Origin of the sequence: Olivibacter jilunii, from assembly GCF_900607235.1 — a bacterium.
Taxonomy (GTDB): Bacteria; Bacteroidota; Bacteroidia; order Sphingobacteriales; family Sphingobacteriaceae; genus Olivibacter; species Olivibacter oleidegradans.
The window spans coordinates 253,233-269,526 of sequence record NZ_LR027850.1 but is presented as its reverse complement, the minus strand read 5'-3'; the positions used below and the strand labels follow the sequence as shown (position 1 = coordinate 269,526).

Genomic DNA, 16,294 nt, shown 5'->3' with positions numbered 1-16,294 from the left:
CTTATCGTCTTTCATTATAAATGCCAAATTCCGCTATGGCAGGTGCTTCTTTGAAACTACCAAAGCGGGCTCTTAATTTTTGTGCCCAAACAGTATCAAAACGAATAATCTTCACGCGTTTTTCATCGCGTCCATTTGCTAAGGGTGTCCATTTTCCTTCTGCATAATACTCTAATGTATAAGCCGACACATTGGATTTCTCTTCTGTTATTACCACGCTATTGAACGGCTGTTCTCTTCCCAAATCGATCTCTAGCCAAGGTTCTTTTACACTTGGATGAGCACGCCAGAAGGTGCTAAATTTATCGTCGTTGGCAAAGTCCATAATATTCATGTCATAGCTCCAACTACTATTAGCTGACTTCATTTTAGCCAAATTGGATGAAATAATTGGCCCATCGTTGGGTGGTAATGTTGGTAGATTCTTTGGTCTTTGGTAAAGCTGCCCTATTTTCTTTAATGATTCGAGAGCATTGTCATCGATTATACCATCACGATTTGGAGCTACATTCAGAATAAAATTACAATAAACCTGATTAAAAGGTATAAGGTTGTCGTTCACTAAACTTTCTACATCTTTTAAGGAAGAAGTTGGAAAAGACGACTTCCAAAACCAATTCGCCTGTAAAGGCAAACAAGAAAGTGCCGGCAATTTATTTTGTTCTTTCGATATATGCTGCCCTGCTCCTTGTTCGTAAGATTTTATATCTGTATAGAAAAGTGCTTCTGTGGGATATTTCGCAGCGTTTAAATCCATTACCAGACAATTTGGTTGTAGGGTCTTTATAAGTCTATATATCTCCTCAAAGGGTACATCGTCGTAAGAAATACGTGACCAAGGTGCGTCCCATCCATCGATAATTAGTGCCTCAATTTCTCCGTAATTAGTAAGTAGTTCAGTTAATTGGTCTTTTACCATCTTAATATGCTCGGTTGTTATATGGCCCGGTCTAAGCTGGTGATGGATATCCAAAATGGAATAATACAACATGACCTTCAGTCCTGCTTTACGAAAGGAGGTGACGTAAGCTTTTACAACATCTTGTTTCAAGGGACTATTCATTACGTTATAATCGGTTGTCTTCGTATCCCAAATAGCAAAACCGCTATGGTGCTTGGTTGTAAGGCATCCGTAACTCATGTGCGCGCTTTTCGCAGCCTCTGCCCATTGATCAGTATTTAGCCGCTTGGGGTTAAAAATGGCCGGTGATGCATCAGGATCAGCCCAGTCATCTTCCATATACGTAGGTATATTATAATGGATGAACATACCGAATGCCAAATCAATAAAGGCTTGTTGCCTATCCTTGAGTACGGAAGAATTCTGCTGTCCATAGGCAACAGACCAGCTTAAACTAATGGCAATGACTACAGCTAGAATAGATTTTGTTTGCTTTAGGTATCGTATCATATGCTTTTCATAATGGCTTGTATTGGTATCCATGGATGCAAATGAGGTTTCTTTGCATCCATGGATCAAATGTACTTAATTGTAACCTGGATTTTGTTGAAGGTTAGGGTTTAATATACGCTGTTGATTGGGAATTGGAAACAAAGCCTTTGTGGCATCGGTTGGTTGATGATCCCACCAAGTTTCCGTATGAAATTTACCAAAGCGGATTAAGTCCGTTCTTCTAAAACCTTCAAAAATAAATTCACGTCCTCTTTCAGCGAGTAATTCATCCAGAGTTAATGATCCTGTAGTATAAGCAATCGCATCCCAATCTTCGGCTTCGAAAGCGCGTCTTTTACTTGCATTTATGAGATCTACAGCTTCTTGTGTCGCTACACCGCCATTCTTTCGCATCAGTGCTTCCGCCTTGGCAAAGTAAATCCAAGTTAAACGATACACGTTCCAATCTGTGCTATTATAATATGGATGAGCTAAATCGCCTAATTGGTACTTATTGAAACGTACTCCACTATTGCCTTCCCCTGTATTCATATTGGAAGGTAATTTTTCCGGATCCGTCCCGTTGTTGATTGCTTCGAGATTTTTACGGATATTATCTACGAACACTAGAGGCTGATCTTGATATTCATCATTGGCTCCTAAAACAGGCTTTGTTGGATCATCAAAACGATATTGCGGGCCAATTAGCAGCCATTCATTTCTCCTTTTATCTTTTTCATTAAATGTACTATATACACCGGGAATCACGACACAACCATCGTTGCCATTTCTTCCGCCTCCCGTGATACCACGTTGATTAAAATAAAACATATCACCTGTCCACTGCGGCTGGGTGTTAGCTCGTTGAAAATCATACGCAATGGAAAACACCACCTCTTTTGAAATATCATTTTGGGGTTTAAATGCGTCAAAAATATTGGGCTCCAATACCAAAGCGCCGTTTTGTCCGCCAGCCTCCCCATTGATTAAGGCGTCCGCAGCCTTTATGCAATCGTCCCATCTAGGTGTGCCAGTCCATGTTTCTGCGTTTAAGTATAATTCTACCAACATCGCGTAAGCTCCCGCACGCGACATTCTTCCCAACATTTGCCTAGAAAGAACAGGCACATTATTCATATTCTCCAGAATCTCTTTTTCAATAAAATTAAATACGTCCTGTCTCGAAGCAGTTTCCGGGCTTAGGGGTTCACCAACCTTGGTCACAATTGGAACATTGCCCCAAAGATCCATAATTTTTAGATAGTGGAAGGCTCTAAATAATTTTAGCTCTCCAATAAATGCCGCCTTTTCTTCCTCTGTTATTCCCATTGCAGCAATATCACGTTTCTCTAAGTTTTCGATAGGATCAGTACATAAACCCATACCCCACCACATTAAATTCCAGGCACCTGAAATAAAGGTATCGTCGGGAATCCAAGTATGATAGTGCAAGCGCATCCACTTTCCTCCATCCTGTCCATGACGTCCTTTAACTGGCCACGCCAACTGGTCAGCTGCATACTCACTGAGTCTCCACCAACCATCCTGTCCAGGCGTAGCCCAAGCATTTGCATGGGTATACGGTCGTAAAACAGCTGATAAAACCTGCTCTCTATTATTATAATAATTATCTGTTACCAATTCATCATAAACTTTCTCATCCAAATTAGTACATGCGTTTATATGTAACGACAGTGCCAAGAAACATACAGCACGACCGATATTTTTTAAGTATTTCATTTCAAAAATATTTTCAGTGAATCAACTAAACTAGAATCCGATATTCAGCCCAACTAAAAAGGAGCGCGTACTTGGGTAAGGGTCTCTTGGATCCAAACCTAGCCTTCTACCATTAATTTCATTTCCGAAGCCATTATCTAGGATAAAATCCGGGTCGGCACCCGAGTAACTTGTAAAGGTTGCTAAATTTTGTCCGGTTACGTATATTCTAAAATTACGCAACTTCGCTGTGTTAAGCTTAAATGTATAGCCCAAAGTCACTTCGTCAAGCTTCACAAAAGAACCACTCTCTATATAGTAGTCGGAATACATATAAGTGTCACTCAAGGCTTCATGTTTAGTAAAGGCTGATTCCAACACATTATTAGGTAACGCCACGCGATTGCCGTAGGAAAGCTCTGTTGTATTTAAAACATCATATCCAAAACGTCCCCTAAAAAACACTCTTAGGTCAAAATTCTTATAGGTTATGGTATTATTCCAGCTAGCATAAAATTTCGGAATGGCATTGCCAATAACCGCCAAATCGGTATTTTCTAAATCCGTTCTCGAGTCGTTTATTTGATCAAACGGCACCGCTGAACCATCCTTTTTATAAAAAAGCCATTTGCCATCCTCAGAAAATCCAGCAAAACGTTTTCCATAGAAATTTCCGAGCTTTCCACCTTCCATTACTCTGAAAGCGTCACCAAGTGCGCCAGCACCTCCAATTGAGCCGAAGTCACGATAGCTAACCTTATAAACATCATTTGAAAAGCTATCCATTCGGGCACTATTGCTGCTAGCTATAAAATCTGTTCGCCATGTAACTTTATCCGTCTGAATTACCGATGCCGTTAAAGTCAATTCGATACCTTTCGAGGATAATTGGCCTACATTTGTAACTAAAAAATCCCTTATAAAAGGAGGTTGCTGCGATTTATATTCGCCCAATAAATCGTCCGTAACTCGTTTATATGCGTCAATTGACCCACCTAATTTCCCATTAAACAGAGAGAAATCTAAACCTATATTGAATTCCTTTTTCGTTTCCCATTTTAAATTTGGATTAGGATTTCTATTAGGGCCGTAGGTCTGTCTCCAAATTCCATTCTCTCCTTCCGGAAAAATATAAAAATTCCCTGTGCCCAACGTTACAAGAGAGTTATAGTTTCCGATATCCTGATTTCCTGTAACTCCGTAGCCTGCCCTTAGTTTCAAGTCATCCACAAAAGAGACCTCTTTCATAAACTCTTCTGCAGAAATATTCCAACCAGCAGACACTGATCCAAAATTTCCCCATTTGTTATTCGCCCCGAAACGGGAAGATCCCTCTCTTCTATAAATTCCTTGGAACATATACTTCCCCTTATAAGAATAATTTGCTCGACCGAAGAAGGCAATCAATTTGCTATCCCATTTATTGCTGTTCATCTCGGCTTTCCCGTCAATTAAGGCGTTTCCTGTTTGCAACTTATTGTCTTCAAGTACATCACTTGAAAAACCGAAATTTTTAGCATCAAATCCTTGTTCTACCGAACGGCGATAACTGTAACCCGCTACTGCTGTAATTGAGTGATCCTCGTTAACAATCGTTTTATAATCGATTGTAGGCTCAAACGCATAATCCGTACGCAAAAAAGAAGTTTGTTCCGCTTCACCCTTATAACCGTTACCATTCTTAAATGACGGTTCTGAATTCAAGCTTGCGTAATAACTATCTGTATAGGAATTTCGCTGTATAGATCCAAAAACAGATCCGTTTAATCCATCTAAGAACATATAGCTCACTTTTCCGTCGAGCGAAGATGTCTGTTGCTGTCGCCTATATTTTTCTTCATACAAACGAGCTACTTCGTTCGTCGTTGTTTGCTCGTAATACCAAGAACCATCAGCATTTTTTAATGGTTGTGTTGGATTTCTGGTATAAGCCCATTCCCATCCGCCACCACCTAATAAATTTGCATTGTTGTAATTGGTAACTAAATTAACGGAGGTATTTAAGCGATCATTGAGCCCTTTCCCATTGAAATTGGCTCTAATGCCATACTCTTGTCGCCCGTTTTCTTTGGCAATCCCCTCTAAATTCCGATAGTAAGTGCTCGCACGAAAGCTGTTATTCTCTCCGCCACCAGAGATAGCCAAGGTATGATATTGACTGATATTGTCTTTATTGATTAATTCGTCGAAAGCGTTTACATTAGCTCCGCCATCTGTACCCGTAAAAACTCCATCCTCCATTTTTTTTCGATATTCGTCAGCTGAAAGAAACTTCGGTTGACGTTGAACAAATTCTTTTCGGAAATAATTCGCATAATCAAAACGCGTTTGCCCTGGCTTCCCTTTTTTTGTCGTTATCAAGATAACTCCGCCATTTGCCTGCGTACCATAAATTGCAGCAGCGGAGCCGTCTTTAAGCACATCGATTGACTCGATATCTTCTTGTTGAAGTAAGTCCATGTTACCACCAGGTATCCCATCGACAACAATCAGTGGCGAGTTTCCTCCCATGATCGAAGTAGCTCCTCTCAATTGGATTGAAACACCGCTGTTCGGATTACTGCCAGATCTAGTGACCTGCAAACCAGCAACCTTTCCTTGCAATAAATCCATCGCATTTCTGGCGCCACTTTGTCTAAAATCTTTTGGGCCTACATGCGCTGTTGCAGATGTCAAATCTCCTCGCTTGATGCTGCCATATCCTACTACGACTACTTCGTCCATACTTTTAGTATCTGATTGAAGTATGATTGACAAGTTTGTTTGCTTACCGACATCCACGTTCTCTGACAAAAACCCAATATACGAAACCGATAGAACAGCCTTTTCCGGTACAGACAAAGTGAATCTTCCTTTTTCATCCGTGGTAGTACCGGTACTAGTACCTTTTACTAAAACAGAAACCCCAGGTAAAGGTGCTTGATCCACCCCACTTGTAACAATACCCGTAATTGTTCGATTTTGCGCCCAAAGCGTAGTATTGAATAAAATAAACATCGTAAAAAGAAACTGCCATTTCGGAAATATTGTCCTTTTACTTTTTTTGATTGGTAAAAAATGATACATATTGTTAAATGATTGGTTGGTATTTGTTTAATTGTAAGCTAGTCAAGCGACTGTTGACCTGTCATAATTAGAAAGTAATTCGTAAACTATCTTATCATTGTATCTTGTTTTGTTAATAAAAACGTTTTAGCTTTGCCTAAACACTAGCTATAGCAAAGAGATCATTATTTCTATCCCGAAAGTTTAACAGGCTTAAAGTATTAGTCTGATTACTCGCGTAAAGGTAAGTCTAGACGAAAGAAAAAGTTGTCAACCAAATCATAACAGATTGTTAACAGAATCTTAACAAGACAATCAACGAAAATCAAATGGTTAAAGAAAAGATTAATCGATTGTTGTTACCGTCGATCATTTTATATCGATCGATTGCTATCTGCTGTATGGCCATTCTCATTGTTGTTCAGGCAAAACTCATATACAACACCTATGAGCTGAAGAATCGCCAATATAATCTAGATGAAAAAGAACTTATCAACGACGCTTACAAACAGGCGATTCGGAATGAAGTCTTATTTCCCGGTGGTGCGAAAATCCTGAAGCAACATATAGACAATAACCTGGTGAAATTCCAAGAACTTTACACCAACGGGCCAAAAGAATTTGAAGCCTTTCAAAAGCAGGTCAGTGAAGAGCTATACAAAGATCTTACCCGCTATAGCACAATGGATAGTTTATTTCGGGCAATCCATACGCAACTTGCACTGACAAACGATCTACAATTCCTTCTTATTTTAAACAATATCGCCATTACTTTCGATGGTATTAGCTATATACCGATATACCATAAAGGTGTTTTTGGCGATGCTCCGGTTAATATTCGTGAGGTAAGCCAAGGGATGCTGATTGATGGTGATTTGTCCTTCGCTAATCGGGAAAATTTGGTCACAAGCATCAGCATTTCAGACCCCTCGCCCAATACCCTACAAGTTAGCTTCAGTTTATACGTTGACCAATATAATAGGCAAATAGCGATTTTAAAACAGATGGTCCCTACCCTAAGCTTGTCTTTGATGTCCATAGCCTTTGTGTTGCTCATTTATTACTTTACGTATAGGAATTGGCTGAAACAAAAAAAATTGGCGGATATGAAGTCTGATTTTCTGAACAGTATTACACACGAGTTCAACACACCCATTTCAGCTATTCTTGTAGCGAACAAAAGCCTGCAAAACCCGGACATCATAACGAATTATACACGAGTCAACACCTTAACAGGCATTATAAAAAGGCAGACAGACCGCCTTCAAACCTTAGTCAATCAAGCATTGGATATCACTTCGATGAGTAAAGAAAATATTGAAAAAGAATCACATGACTTGGAAAAATTGTTAGAAGAAATTATAAACGATTATGAATTGAAAACCCCGGAGAAAGTTCAAATTCGATACACTGCTTTTACATCTGGCTCGATCGTCCTGCTAAATAGATTTCTCTTTACCACAATGCTCTACAATATTTTCGACAATGCGTTAAAGTACAATAACGCTGCTATCAAAAATATTACCGTAATAACGGATTGGAAGGAAAGACACTTAACTGTTTCAATCAAAGATAATGGCATTGGAATGGCAGAGAGTACGATTTCACATATTTTTGAAAAATTCTACCGTGGAAAGCATAATTTACAAACCGGTGGTTTAGGTTTAGGTCTCTTTTATGTGAAACAATCGTTAGAAGCGCACGGATGGCGACTACACTTACAAAGTCAAATTGGTGTAGGAAGTGAATTTTGTATCTTTATCCCCTATCATACCAATAATACAGGCTTATGAAACATAGTTTACTTTTCGTGGAAGATGAACAAGATCTTGGAAATGTTGTCAAACAGTATTTAGAGTTCATGAACTTTAATGTTATCTGGTGCATGAGTGCTCATGAAGCGCTTCTACATTATCAACAAAGTCACAGTTATGACCTGCTCATCATTGATGTACAGTTACCTGATTACAATGGTTTTGAACTGGCGGAAAAGATAATCAAAGAGAATAAAACCCAAGCGTTTCTTTTTCTAACAGCAAGAAATGAAAAAAAAGATCGCATACACGGACTCCATATTGGAGCAGACGATTATATCAACAAACCATTTGACATTGACGAGCTGGTATTAAGAATAAAAAACATCATTAAGAGAAATAATAAAGAAATACGCCCTGAAATACTTCCCGGTGAGTTGCAAATCGGTGATCTCATTTTTCAAAAGGAGTTATTGAAGTTATCGTTGCCAAATAAAAAAGCAGTATCACTTACCCTAAGGGAAGCGGAGCTACTGGAGTATTTACACCTCAACAGCAATCGTATTTTAAAAAGAGAAGAAATCTTATTGCATCTATGGGGTGAAAATGATTATTTCTTGGGACGAAGCCTAGATGTCTTTATCTCCAGACTTCGGAAGGCCTTGACACATTCCACTCGCGTCAATATTGAAAACGTGTATGGCGTTGGATTTATTTTCAGTGTTTCCTAATCGTAGATCAATTGAGGTTCGTTATACCCTTCTTTTTTCCTTTTTTCACAATAAAAGCTACTTAAAACATCGTTAGAAAAAATAAAGAAACCTGATTAATATTCAATGTTGTCGTAAATTCATCGTAAATCTATCGTAAATTGATCGTAAATTTTACGCAGTATTTACGATGAGTTTATGATAAGAAAACGATCATTTTGAAGATTTTCCTATAATCTTTATTGATTCTGTTATATTTCTTCTTACTTTTTATAAAGAAGCCAGGAATAAGCAATCCGCCAGTCTTCTCGACAAGAACTGAGGGACTTTTTATCATTCGTATTTAGAAGCGAATCGATATTCCCTCTTCTTCACGTTCAAATACCCCTTTTCCTCTATCAAATTAACCACATATTCATTATATCGATTAACACCCCATTGATTTAAATGGCTTTCATCCAAAAAGCAACTATCAGGCAACTTTAATACTTCATTCGCATTCCTATAAAAGCCATATTTAGAAAAAAATGCATCAGCATAGGCATTATTGGTAACACGTGCATATTTCGCCTGCGGAATAGGCGATTGTAGAATGATATAGGGAATATTCCGTTGCCGCATTTTCGCAATGATGTGTTCAAACGCATCGACCTGATTTGGCAGAAAAGAATAACTCGTTGCTTTAAATTCTTTCTTTCCTTTGAAACGGCCCTTTGATTCTACATATCCACCTGAAACATACAAGTCGCCGGTGCTGCTTGGATTCTTCTCAACAAAACCTTTATTGAATCCAAAAGCATCTGCAAAAGCTCTATAAAACAGCGTATTATACACACTGATATTATTTTGAGCAACGCTTAAACGTACGAGCTCTTCATCAAGCTCGCCATTTGAAACCAAATCTATAACCGACTCTATCCCATCGGATTTGAACAGAACGGGGTAAACGTCAATAACAACCAATTTAGGTCTGAATTTAGCAATATACTTATCGAATAGGTATGCAGTTTGAACAGGTGTTTGTGCGGAAGAGCCTAAATTAAAGAGTTTCCAATCATATTGCTCGAAAATTCGAGGATCATAACCACGATAAGCATGAGAGGATCCCACAACAAGCACATCTACATTTCTATCAATTTCTTTCGCTTCGTTAAATCTTGTGTAAGAATACCCCACGCCGCCCAAAACATAAGGTAAGTTTGATCGAACGGAAAAGGGAACAAAGCGTCCAAAAGCGATGATTCCCAAGCAACAAATAATGCATGCGACTCCAGCAAAAGCAATTAAGGATATGAAGAACTTTTTCATGTTAAAATTGAAAATATATAAACTCTGTTCCTCCTGTTTGCATATACATCAAGATGACAAAGAGCATGATAGAATAGAAAGACCATCTTATGATTCTCGGCCAAATAAAGCCGATTTTTTCGATTGCATAATTCTGTTCTCGCCCAAGCCATTCTATCATGACAAATGGTATAATGAGCAGGAAGCAAATGAAGGTACCTCTTAACTCGTTCGATTGTAAAGGAATATATCCATCTCCAACATGTGAAAATATCCCGCCAATATAACTAAAGGCATGATCGAGGCTTGCGGCTCGAAAAAAGATCCACGCCAGCACCGTTAAAATAAACGTAGTTGCTATCTGGAGCAATTCTCGCCAATTAGGGAACAAACGTCCCTTAGCAACAATATCGAGATTCGACCGGTTCGTCCTGAAAATTATAGACGGCATAATGAAGAGCGCATTCAATCCGCCCCAAACTATAAACGTCCAATTCGCGCCGTGCCAGAATCCACTTACTAAAAATATGATAAATGTATTGCGTATGCTCATCCATAGACCTCCTCTACTGCCTCCTAAGGGTATATATAGATAATCCTTAAACCATGACGATAAGGAAATATGCCATCTGCGCCAAAATTCGGCAATATCTCTCGAAAAGTAAGGGAAGTTGAAGTTCTTTAAAAGTTCAAAACCAAACAGCCGTGCCACCCCTAAGGCAATATCAGAATAACCAGAGAAATCGCCATAGATTTGAAATGCGAATAAAACAGCGCCTATGATTAGCACGCCACTGGAGTAAGCGGATGAATTGTTGAAAATCATATTTGCATATTCCGCACAATTATCCGCAATAACGATTTTTTTAATAAAGCCCCAAAGAATTTGCCTCAATCCGTCAACAGCTCGCGTATAATCAAAGTTCCGCTTTCTCTCTACTTGAGGCAACAAATGCGTGGCCCTTTCGATTGGCCCCGCTACCAGGAGCGGAAAAAAACTGACAAACAACGAGTAATGCACCCAATTCGTGCTAGGTTCGATCTTTCTGTTATAAATATCCAGTACGTAAGATAATCCATGGAAGGTGTAAAAAGAGATGCCAACAGGCAGAATAATGTTCAACGTCGATATATTCGGATTAAACCCAAACTGGCCAACGAGATCAGCGAACGACTCTACAAAAAAATTATAATATTTGAAGAATGCGAGAAAGCCTAGATTGATTCCTATACTTAAAATAAGCCAAAATTTTCTACTTTTCTGACTTTCGGCACGATGAATTGCCAAGCCGGAGAAGTAGTCGAGAAAAGTAGAAAAAGCAAGTAAAAACAAAAAGCGCCAGTCCCAACAACTATAAAAATAATAACTTGCGATCAACAAAAGTATATTTTGTTGCTTAAGAGACCTGTTTACAACAAACCAATAGAGAATGAAAACAATTGGTAGAAAAACAGCAAAGCTGATGGAGTTAAACAACATATTGTCACCGCTTTAGTTAATAAAATCTTATTTCAGCGAGAACAATATTAAAGTTATTTAGGACGCCTACCAACCATTCTTCCCCGAACGTACATTTTATGTTGCCTTACATCACATTTATTCTCAAATTATCTATGGAAACCTCTAAACCATTTATTATAATAAAATGAAGGAATAACTTTGTACGTGAATACACCTTACATACGGACAATATTTCCTGTTTTTACGGATTCATCACATGCCAAAGCAATCCGTAAGCTATTGATGGCGTCGATATTAGCTTTTGTTAAATCTAAATCCTCAAGTATAGCCTGCAAGAAAAATCGCTGTTCCCTATTACACAACTCTTGGTGATCAGGTTCATCTTCCAAATTAACCAAAGTATCTCTGTGAACAAAGTTGTAATCTGTATCTAATTGAGCGTTATGTATTTTAAGAGACTCGGTCTTTGTATGCGACTCTACGGCATCGGATTTTCCGGTTTTTGATGCTTCCTTCGCAACGATCGATACAGAGCCTTTCGGCCCAATTACATCTTTTACGAAAAAGGCCGTCTCGCTTATCATCGGTCCCCAACCCGCCTCATACCAACCTACTGATCCGTCTTCGAATTTAATTTGCAGCTGGCCATAATTGTAATTATCCGGAGGAATGTCCTGAGTTAGCCTTGCGCCAATCGCACTTACTTGAACAGGCCTCGCATCTGTCATTTGGCACATAACATCAATATAATGCACACCGCAATCGACAATAGGACTTAAACTTTTCATTAAATTTTGGTGTACTTTCCACATGTAACCGTGGCTTTGCTGGTTTAAATTCATGCGCATTACCAAGGGTTTACCAAGCTTCCTCCCTTGCTCAATAAACATCTCCCAAGAAGGATGATAGCGCAAAATATAACCGACAACTAGTTTTTTATTATATCTATTGGCTGTAGCCACTACCCTTTCTGCTCCATCAATGGTATCTGCTAAAGGTTTCTCGATAAAAACGTGACATCCTGCTTGAAAAGCCTTAATCGCAAAGTCTTCGTGCGTATCGGGGTAAGTAGCTATGCAAACAGCATCCGGTTTTGCTAAACGCAAGGCCTCTTCATATTTGTCATATAGCTCATACAAACCACCTAGTTCCCGGTTTAGCACTTCTTTACTTTTACCGGTGGAAACCAATCCGCAAATCTCGAATTTATCCATCGAATGATAGGCTTTGGCATGTGAAGCCCCCATATTACCGCAACCCACCACTAAAATTTTGATTTTCTCCATAATTTGTCAACATTTGCTTTTTAATCTTGCAAGATAGCTCTTTCAAAATTATTTTGCTCGTTTTCGGAAAACATGAGTTAATACACTATATTTTTCTACATTTAACGAAGTTAACGGTGATGCATAGCACTTGATCGATACATAAAATATAATCGACTCGAAATTGCAGCATTTTTTTCTTTTTAGAGCCGTCTTGGCAGAAGAATTGTTAAGGTACACTTATTAAATGGATTGTTATGGAACCGCAGAAAATTCGAATCCTTTTTGTCGACGACGAGGAACACAATTTGATCTCTTTCAAAGCTACTTTTAGAACCAGATATAAAATTGAAACAGCCATTGGTGGTTTAGAGGCGATTGAAAAACTTAAGAATCTAGAGTTTGATATTATCATAACCGATCAGCGAATGCCTAGGATGACCGGTGTTGAATTCCTCGAGCAGATCATACAGACACACCCCGACCCCGTTCGCATCCTTTTAACCGGCTATACGGATATGGCTGCTGTTATTGATGCTATTAATAAGGGAAAGATTTTTCATTATCTCACCAAACCTTGGAATGAAGAAGAGTTGGATAGTACAATTCAAAAAGCCTATCAGTTATATTTGGAAAAGAAAAAGATGAAAGATGAGAATCAGTTATTGTCCATTACCAATGAACAATTGGAATTTTTACTTCGACAGAAACTCCTCTCCTGATTGGACATTTTCGTTGTTTAGTTGATTATCATTTGGTTGAACTGTGGGTATCTTAATAATGAATTCACATCCCTTACCTTCTTCAGTAACCAGGGAGATACTACCATGGTGCTTCGCCACCGTTTGTGAAACGATTGCAAGACCTAATCCCGTTCCCTCTCCTACATCTTTGGTTGTAAAGAAGGGGTCAAATATTTTATCTTTCAACTCTTCTTTTATCCCTACCCCATTATCTTTTATAGAAATATATACCAAATCGTCCTTATAGTACGTTTTGATAGTGATTTTCCCTCCTTGCTTTCCTTTGAATTTTTGGTCAATGGCATGGAAGGCATTGGTTAGCAAATTTAAGAAAACCTGATTTAGCTTTCCCGGGAAACACTCCACATATGGAATTTCATCGTAATGTCTTTTAACGTTGATCCTATCTTTAAACATGCTGTTTAAGATGACTAAAGTGGATTCAAGTCCCAAATTAATATCTGCCAGTTTTAAGTCGTCTTCGTCCACCCTTGAAAAAACCCGTAAGCTTTTTACGATCTCCGCTGTTCTAAAAGCCCCTTCTTGTATCCCTTTTAATAATAACTGAATCTCCTCTTTTAAGAACGCTAAATCAATATCTTCTTTATAACTCTCCAGCTCGGCAATCTTTGACTCCTCGGGAATATCCTTGAATGCTATTTCCTCAACAACCTTCAGCGCCTCAATTAATTGATCCACATCTCTACTTAAAGGCTTTATACTGCCGGTTACAAAGTTTATTGGGTTGTTAATCTCGTGAGCAATGCCTGCAGTTAACATACCTAATGAAGCTAGTTTTTCGGATTCAACCAAATGAGCCTGAGCTTGCTTTAAATTGTACATGGCCTCATTTAAACTCTCATTAGTTCTTTTCAGATCTTTGGTTCGTTTATCAACTTCCGTTTCCAATAATAGATTTTGCTCCCTTATAATTCTCGCATTCTCTTGTGATATTCGCAACGCCTGCGCTTGCGATGCCTCCTTCTCTTTTCTATAGAAATTTATCCGATCAGCCAATGCAAAAGAAAGTAATGAAATCTCTACAATCGAACCAATCTCTAGAATATAAGCGGTGAATCCATTGTAAGGAATTAGGTTAAAATTACGGAGAACAAACGCTATAACACAGGAAAAAAACAAGGTAAAAGCAATTAGAAAAAAAACTGCCGGTCTATATCCTTTTTTACGGATCTGATTAACGACATACATCACATATATAATGCCCAAAGAGGCCATTGTTTGCAAAACGATGGCCCCCTGAAAAACATCGAATAGGCCAATGAATAAACCTACGAAATAGCAAATAACGATTACGTTAATTCCTTTATCGAGTTTAGGGGTATTTGTTTTCGTATGTAGAAAAGTCTTGATGAATGCGATCGTGGCTAAACCGGAAAGGAAGGGAATAATAATAGAACTTCGACTTGCCATCCAAGGGCTATTGGACCAAAGATACATATAAGCATATCCTTGAAACATTGCCTGCGTAAGTCCTACAGTGAATATATAAACAATATAATAGATATAACTGCCGTTGCGTGTAGAAAGGCCAATAAATAGATTATACAGCATCATGATCAACACTGCCCCTGCATACAATCCGAACAAAAGGTTTTTCGTTGACATTTTTGTCGAGATGACTTCCTTGCTGCCGATATAGAGAGGCAACTGCATCTGATCGTTTGAAGAAACGCCGAGGTAAATGGTTGCGTTACTTGCCTTTTTCACATTGATTGGAAAGATGTAATCGGGCGCATAAACCGCTCTTTCCTCAAATGGTTTATATTTTCCTAAAGTATCGATTAAAACGTCACCATTCGAATGTTCAAGGAATAAAATGGCTTCATCAATTGTTGCTTGCTGCAATAATAAATATAAATCTTCATCGTCGGTATCATTTTGAACGGTAAATTTTAGCCACACCCTGTCTTTTGTTGCTCCTAAATTGATAATACCGTCTTTTGGATAACCTGCAAAGTTTTGTTGCTTAACGGAATTAATAGGCAGCTTCTTTGAAGCGTCTTTAAAAATAGAAATATGACGATTTAATAAAAGTTCGCTACTCGCATCACTAAATCTGACTATACGGTCGTGCTGGAAGGTATGACCTATTTTGCAAAGGCATAACAGCACGACAAGAGGTATTAAAAAAGTTCTGAATTTCGAAAAGATACTAACGTTTTTCATTGCTTTCAGTCTTTTTTATGTTACATGACTAAGGAAAATTTGGAATAACGAGATCATAAGTGACAGGATACTCACCTTTCGGGCCTCGCTCCAGTACTTCTTGGTGGGGCCTGTCTCGCAAAGACAAAATTTTTTCCCTTTCCAGATCTGTTGCTAACGACAGGTCATTTATGTCCTCCATACGCATTACGGTCGCAATTAAATCATCTTTTGGATAGTAGAACAATCCATTGTTCCCCAACGTCTTTTCTACCTTACAACCCAATCGGATTCCCATTTTAACTGTAATAGGTGCACATAGTACAAAAAGACTAACAACTGGCAGCTGCTTTGTGATTGCGACCCCAACTCGCGACAGAATATAACTACCGATTCCCATACCAGCTACTTCCCTTGAATTCCACAATCCGCAAATTTCGCAAGTTCCTCCACGAGCTTGGTCATGTTGTATTAGGTCGTATATTTTAGCATCATATCTTCCAATTGCAGTTTCTATAGGCAGCGCATATTTACTATTGGCCATTTGGACGCGAGCACCGCCATATACCGTTTTTGTTTCCGTATTTTCTACTAAGATAACAATAGTATCCCTATCGTCCACCCAATCTTGCCGATTAGAAGTAATCTGGCTAATGCCAAAAATTTCCAATAATTTTCTATGTCCAATTATGAACTTTTCGCATGCTTCCGGATCATCTGGTGCTCTAAAAGTTCGTATATGGATCATAG

Annotated in this window: 11 protein-coding genes; 3 read left to right on the top strand and 8 right to left on the bottom strand. The window is 38.6% G+C overall.

Annotation, left to right across the window (positions count from 1 at the left end):
- Position 1: 1 nt before the first annotated feature.
- From E0E36_RS12365 to E0E36_RS12355, 3 genes are read right to left on the bottom strand one after another with little or no spacing between them, the layout of a single operon-like run.
- Positions 2-1,444, bottom strand: coding sequence for an alpha-L-fucosidase (locus E0E36_RS12365; RefSeq protein ID WP_130856224.1), 1,443 nt, complete (start codon positions 1,442-1,444; stop codon positions 2-4).
- A 42-nt stretch (positions 1,445-1,486) separates the two neighbouring features.
- A complete protein-coding gene (locus E0E36_RS12360; RefSeq protein WP_130856223.1) occupies positions 1,487-3,133 on the bottom strand; it encodes a RagB/SusD family nutrient uptake outer membrane protein in 1,647 nt (548 codons plus the stop codon).
- 30 nt (positions 3,134-3,163) lie between these two features.
- Positions 3,164-6,109 (bottom strand): SusC/RagA family TonB-linked outer membrane protein, encoded by a 2,946-nt coding sequence (locus tag E0E36_RS12355; protein ID WP_242627197.1) that lies wholly within the window; start codon positions 6,107-6,109, stop codon positions 3,164-3,166.
- Between the two features lie 377 nt (positions 6,110-6,486).
- Between E0E36_RS12355 and E0E36_RS12350 the strand changes: the two genes are divergently transcribed.
- Positions 6,487-7,950, top strand: coding sequence for a sensor histidine kinase (locus E0E36_RS12350; protein ID WP_130856221.1), 1,464 nt, complete (start codon positions 6,487-6,489; stop codon positions 7,948-7,950).
- Positions 7,947-8,642 carry a response regulator transcription factor gene (locus E0E36_RS12345; RefSeq protein WP_013665333.1) on the top strand — a complete coding sequence of 232 codons (696 nt, stop codon included), beginning with the start codon at positions 7,947-7,949 and terminating at the stop codon, positions 8,640-8,642. The genes E0E36_RS12350 and E0E36_RS12345 overlap by 4 nt, the downstream gene beginning before the upstream one ends.
- 312 nt (positions 8,643-8,954) lie before the next feature.
- On the opposite strand, the gene E0E36_RS12340 is transcribed toward E0E36_RS12345, so the two are convergent.
- From E0E36_RS12340 to E0E36_RS12330, 3 genes are all read right to left on the bottom strand, one after another.
- The gene (locus E0E36_RS12340) at positions 8,955-9,929 is read right to left on the bottom strand and encodes a hypothetical protein (RefSeq protein ID WP_130856220.1); all 975 of its coding nucleotides are present in this window, start codon (positions 9,927-9,929) and stop codon (positions 8,955-8,957) included.
- Position 9,930: 1 nt separating this feature from the next.
- The gene (locus E0E36_RS12335) at positions 9,931-11,388 is read right to left on the bottom strand and encodes an MBOAT family O-acyltransferase (RefSeq protein WP_130856219.1); all 1,458 of its coding nucleotides are present in this window, start codon (positions 11,386-11,388) and stop codon (positions 9,931-9,933) included.
- A 197-nt stretch (positions 11,389-11,585) separates the two neighbouring features.
- Positions 11,586-12,656 carry a Gfo/Idh/MocA family protein gene (locus E0E36_RS12330; protein ID WP_130856218.1) on the bottom strand — a complete coding sequence of 357 codons (1,071 nt, stop codon included), beginning with the start codon at positions 12,654-12,656 and terminating at the stop codon, positions 11,586-11,588.
- Positions 12,657-12,892: 236 nt separating this feature from the next.
- On the opposite strand from E0E36_RS12330, the gene E0E36_RS12325 reads away from it, so the two are divergent.
- The gene (locus tag E0E36_RS12325; RefSeq protein ID WP_013665329.1) at positions 12,893-13,357 is read left to right on the top strand and encodes a response regulator; all 465 of its coding nucleotides are present in this window, start codon (positions 12,893-12,895) and stop codon (positions 13,355-13,357) included.
- On the opposite strand, the gene E0E36_RS12320 is transcribed toward E0E36_RS12325, so the two are convergent.
- Entirely contained in the window at positions 13,331-15,565 is a 2,235-nt protein-coding gene (locus tag E0E36_RS12320; RefSeq protein ID WP_130856217.1) for a sensor histidine kinase, read from the bottom strand. The two genes, E0E36_RS12325 and E0E36_RS12320, sit on opposite strands and share 27 nt — an antisense overlap.
- A gap of 28 nt (positions 15,566-15,593) precedes the next feature.
- Positions 15,594-16,292, bottom strand: a complete 699-nt coding sequence (locus E0E36_RS12315) for a hypothetical protein (RefSeq protein ID WP_013665327.1) — start codon at positions 16,290-16,292, stop codon at positions 15,594-15,596.
- Between the last annotated feature and the right edge of the window lie 2 nt (positions 16,293-16,294).

What these genes read in the sequence shown, in the direction of transcription:
- E0E36_RS12365 (WP_130856224.1), bottom strand. Translation starts at nt 1,444, where the DNA reads ATGGATACCAATACAAGCCATTATGAAAAGCATATGATACGATACCTA.
- E0E36_RS12360 (WP_130856223.1), bottom strand. Translation starts at nt 3,133, where the DNA reads ATGAAATACTTAAAAAATATCGGTCGTGCTGTATGTTTCTTGGCACTG.
- E0E36_RS12355 (WP_242627197.1), bottom strand. Translation starts at nt 6,109, where the DNA reads ATGTTTATTTTATTCAATACTACGCTTTGGGCGCAAAATCGAACAATT.
- E0E36_RS12350 (WP_130856221.1), top strand. Translation starts at nt 6,487, where the DNA reads ATGGTTAAAGAAAAGATTAATCGATTGTTGTTACCGTCGATCATTTTA.
- E0E36_RS12345 (WP_013665333.1), top strand. Translation starts at nt 7,947, where the DNA reads ATGAAACATAGTTTACTTTTCGTGGAAGATGAACAAGATCTTGGAAAT.
- E0E36_RS12340 (WP_130856220.1), bottom strand. Translation starts at nt 9,929, where the DNA reads ATGAAAAAGTTCTTCATATCCTTAATTGCTTTTGCTGGAGTCGCATGC.
- E0E36_RS12335 (WP_130856219.1), bottom strand. Translation starts at nt 11,388, where the DNA reads ATGTTGTTTAACTCCATCAGCTTTGCTGTTTTTCTACCAATTGTTTTC.
- E0E36_RS12330 (WP_130856218.1), bottom strand. Translation starts at nt 12,656, where the DNA reads ATGGAGAAAATCAAAATTTTAGTGGTGGGTTGCGGTAATATGGGGGCT.
- E0E36_RS12325 (WP_013665329.1), top strand. Translation starts at nt 12,893, where the DNA reads ATGGAACCGCAGAAAATTCGAATCCTTTTTGTCGACGACGAGGAACAC.
- E0E36_RS12320 (WP_130856217.1), bottom strand. Translation starts at nt 15,565, where the DNA reads ATGAAAAACGTTAGTATCTTTTCGAAATTCAGAACTTTTTTAATACCT.
- E0E36_RS12315 (WP_013665327.1), bottom strand. Translation starts at nt 16,292, where the DNA reads ATGATCCATATACGAACTTTTAGAGCACCAGATGATCCGGAAGCATGC.